This is a genomic window from Streptomyces sp. UH6, from assembly GCF_013421635.1.
In the GTDB taxonomy this organism is placed as follows: Bacteria; Actinomycetota; Actinomycetes; order Streptomycetales; family Streptomycetaceae; genus Streptomyces; species Streptomyces abyssomicinicus.
On sequence record NZ_JACADT010000541.1, the window covers coordinates 1 to 3,854 of the forward strand.

Sequence of the window (3,854 nt, forward strand, 5' to 3'; positions counted from 1 at the left end):
CTACGCCGCCGCCCTCCTCACCCACCTCCCCCTCCTCGGCGTCCTCCTGCTGCCCTGGGGCCGCAGCCGCTACGCGGGCGGCGGCGAGGCGCTGATGGGGCTGGTCACCCTCGCCCTGACCGCCGCCGTGGTGACCGCGGTCGTGTACGCGCCGGCGCTCAGCGCCCGCGTGGCCCCCGCGTCCCCCGACTGGCTCCCCGGCCGTGCCCGGCGGTCGGTCGCGCGGTTCCGCCGCGGGGACCGCCGGGCCCACCTGCTGATACTCGGCGAGCTGGTCGTCCTCTACGTCACGGCACAGTGCCTGGGCGGCCTGGCCGGCGTGGTCCGCCCGTACGTGCGGGACAACCCCGCCCCGGTCGTCGAGGCCGGCGGCCACCCGTGGGACTTCCACTACGGCAACTTCGCCGTGCAGGCCGTGGTGCTGTACCTCGGCATCTGCTTCGCCACCACCTGGTACGCCTGCCGCCTCCGCGACCGGGTGACCGGCGCCCACACCTGAGGGGGCGGACCGGGGCGGCCCCTCCCGCCTCAGCCCTCGGTCCGCCGCCCGCCGAGCCAGTCGGCGTACCGGATCCTCCGCCGGTCGTGGACGACGGACGTCGCCCCCCACTCGTCCCCGCCGAGACGTGACAACGGCCGGAGACGACCGAGCACCGGACGCCCGTCCTCGTCCAGCGCCTCCTCCGCGACGGCCACGTGCCGCACCCGGCCGAACACCACCGTGCAGTTCCCGATCACCACCGTGTCGTGCAGCCCGCACTCGATCGCCACCGGCGAGCCCGCCACCCGGGGCGGCGCGACCGTCGCGGACGGCTCCGGTGCGATCCCCACGGCAGCGAACTCCCCGAGTCCGGGCGGGAAGTCCGTCGCGGTGTCGTTGACCGCCGCGAACTGGTCCTCGGCGGCGAGGTTCACCACGAACTCCCCCGTGGCCAGCACGTTCCGCAGCGTGTCCTTGGCGCCCACCGAGGTGAACTGGACCACCGGCGGCTCGGTGCTCGCCACCGTGTAGAAGCTGTGCGGCGCCAGGTTGGCCACGCCGTCGGCCGACAGGGTGGACACCCAGGCGATGGGCCGCGGCACGACCACCGCCGTGAGCAGACGGTAGAAGTCACCGGAGCCGGTGGTCGCCGGGTCGAAGTCGGCACGCATGCCGGCCAGTATCCCCGCCCCGGACCGCTCCACCGCCACCGGGGTTGCGTCACTTTTCCGCCAACTCCCGCCGGCCGGACGCCCCGGACGGATCCCCCCGGCCGCTTTACCGGCCCCTGACCGTCGGCCGCCCCGCGACCCGGGCGTGCCAGGCGTCGGACCGGGACACCCGTCCGAGTTCTTTGATCTTCCTTTACGCGGGACGTCCCATCCCTTGGTTGTCGCTTTACCGCTCCACGGCGTCGGTTACTCGCACGTAACGTTCATGCACCTGCCAACTTCCGGTCAACCTCGCGACGTGGTCATGACACGTGCGCGGCCCCGGTGCCACAGTTCGTCAGCAGTGCGGGCGCCCCCGGCGAACGCACCGAGCACCTCCCCACCAGACCCCCTCCGGGCAGGCCCCCGACGTGGCCCGGACCCCCACCCAAGGAGATCGCGTGTCCGCTCTCTACGCGCGTCACCGGCGCCCCGCGCTGGCCGTCGCCACCGCGCTCGCCGCAGGCTCCCTGCTGATCACCGCCGGCACCGCCTCCGGCGCCCCCGACACCACGCCGGCCCCCTCGCAGGCCGCGGCCGTCCCCGCCGCCATGCCGGTGCAGCTCTCCCCCGCCGCGCGCACCGCCCTGCTGAAGGCGGCGGAGGGCCGCGTGGCCGACACCGGGAAGGCGATAGGCCTGGCCTCCGGGGAGAAGCTGGTGGTCCGCGACGTCGTCCAGGACGCCGACGGCTCGCTGCACACCCGCTACGAGCGCACCTACCAGGGCCTGCCGGTCCTCGGCGGCGACCTGGTCGTCCACACCGCGCCGTCCGGCGAGCGGCAGGGCGTCACCAAGGCCACCAAGGCCGAGATCAAGGCCGACCTGGCCGCCGAGGTCACCGCCGGCAAGGCGGAGCGCCAGGCGCTCACCTCCTCCGAGGCCTCCGGCGCCGAGAAGTCCGCCGTCGAGAGCTCCCGCAAGGTGGTCTGGGCCGCCGAGGGCGAGCCCAGACTCGCCTACGAGACGGTGATCGGCGGCTTCCAGTCCGACGGCACCCCCAACGAGCTCCACGTGATCACCGACGCCGCCACCGGCAAGAAGATCCACGAGTTCCAGGGCGTGCACACCGGCACCGGCAAGACGCTGTACTCCGGCAGCGTCACCCTGAACACCACGCTCTCCGGCTCGACGTACCAGCTGACCGACTCCACCCGTGGCGGCCACAAGACGTACAACCTGGCCCGCTCCACCTCCGGCACCGGCACGCTGTTCACCGACGCGGACGACGTCTGGGGCACCGGCGCCGCCTCCAGCTCGTCGACCGACCAGACCGCCGCCGCGGACGCCGCCTACGGAGCCCAGAAGACCTGGGACTTCTACAAGAGCACCTTCAACCGCAGCGGCATCAAGAACGACGGCAAGGCCGCCTACTCGCGGGTCCACTACGGCAGCTCCTACGTCAACGCCTTCTGGCAGGACTCCTGCTTCTGCATGACCTACGGCGACGGCTCGGGCAACACCCACCCGCTGACCTCGCTGGACGTGGCGGCCCACGAGATGACCCACGGCGTCACCTCGGTCACCGCCCGCCTCAACTACAGCGGTGAGTCCGGCGGCCTGAACGAGGCCACCTCCGACATCCTCGCCACCGGCACGGAGTTCTACGCCGCCAACGCCACCGACGTGGGCGACTACCTGATCGGCGAGAAGATCGACATCAACGGCGACGGCACCCCGCTGCGCTACATGGACAAGCCGAGCAAGGACGGCGCCTCCCAGGACTACTGGTCCACCAGCACCAACCGGGTGGACGTGCACTACTCGTCCGGCCCCGCCAACCACTTCTTCTACCTGCTCTCCGAGGGCAGCGGCGCCAAGACGATCAACGGCGTGAGCTACAACTCGCCGACGTACGACGGCTCCGCGGTGACCGGCATCGGCCGCGCCAAGGCGCTCCAGATCTGGTACAAGGCGCTCACCACGTACATGACCTCCACCACCAAGTACGCGGGCGCCCGCACCGCCACGCTCAACGCGGCGACCGCCCTGTACGGCTCGGGCAGCGCGGAGTACAACGCGGTGAACTCGGCCTGGGCGGCGGTCAACGTCAAGTGACGTCCACCCGGTCGGGCGCGGCCTGACCTCTCGAACGACTGAGCGGCACCTGGAGGGCGCGAGCCCCCGGGTGCCGCTTAGTCTTGGGCCTCATGTCGTTCACCTACGAGGACGTCGGAGCCACGCGCGACGGCGGCGTCCCCTGCCCGCCCGGCTTCCGTTCCCTGCACGAGCGCGCCCGGATCGGAGAGGGCGAGGACGTGTTCCGCCGTGCCGCCGAGGCGCTGATGACCTGGCGGATGCACCGGGAGATGGGAGTGGGCGTCACCGCCTCCGCCGAGCGGGCCGCACCGGGGGTCGACGTCACGGTGACCCTGGCCGGCATCGTGAAGGCCCCGTGCCGGGTGGTGTGGACGGCGGACGAGCCGCGCCGGGCCGGCTGGGCGTACGGCACCCTGCCCGGCCACCCCGAGTCCGGCGAGGAGGCCTTCGTGGTCAACCGCACCGGTGACGGCACGGTCTGGCTCACGGTCACCGCCTTCTCCCGGCCCGCCAAGTGGTACGCCAAGGCGGGCGGCCCGGCGACCCGGGGGTTCCAGCACGCCTACGCGCGACGGTGCGGGGTGGTGCTGCGCCGCCTCGCCGACCCTCCGGCCGAGTTCTGAC

Annotated in this window: 4 protein-coding genes; 3 read left to right on the plus strand and 1 reads right to left on the minus strand. The window is 72.8% G+C overall.

Annotated features, from left to right (window positions below; genetic code table 11):
* The coding region (locus tag HW445_RS21595) for a hypothetical protein (RefSeq protein WP_180222632.1) at positions 1-499 on the plus strand (499 nt) is incomplete at its 5' end.
* Positions 500-528: 29 nt separating this feature from the next.
* On the opposite strand, the gene HW445_RS21600 is transcribed toward HW445_RS21595, so the two are convergent.
* Positions 529-1,152 carry a flavin reductase family protein gene (locus tag HW445_RS21600; protein WP_180222633.1) on the minus strand — a complete coding sequence of 208 codons (624 nt, stop codon included), beginning with the start codon at positions 1,150-1,152 and terminating at the stop codon, positions 529-531.
* Between the two features lie 440 nt (positions 1,153-1,592).
* On the opposite strand from HW445_RS21600, the gene HW445_RS21605 reads away from it, so the two are divergent.
* Both HW445_RS21605 and HW445_RS21610 read left to right on the plus strand, forming a co-directional pair.
* On the plus strand, positions 1,593-3,248 hold the full coding sequence (locus HW445_RS21605) for a M4 family metallopeptidase (protein ID WP_180222634.1): 1,656 nt from the start codon (positions 1,593-1,595) through the stop codon (positions 3,246-3,248).
* A gap of 92 nt (positions 3,249-3,340) precedes the next feature.
* Positions 3,341-3,853 (plus strand): DUF1990 family protein, encoded by a 513-nt coding sequence (locus HW445_RS21610; protein WP_164540512.1) that lies wholly within the window; start codon positions 3,341-3,343, stop codon positions 3,851-3,853.
* The last annotated feature ends 1 nt before the right edge of the window (position 3,854 follow it).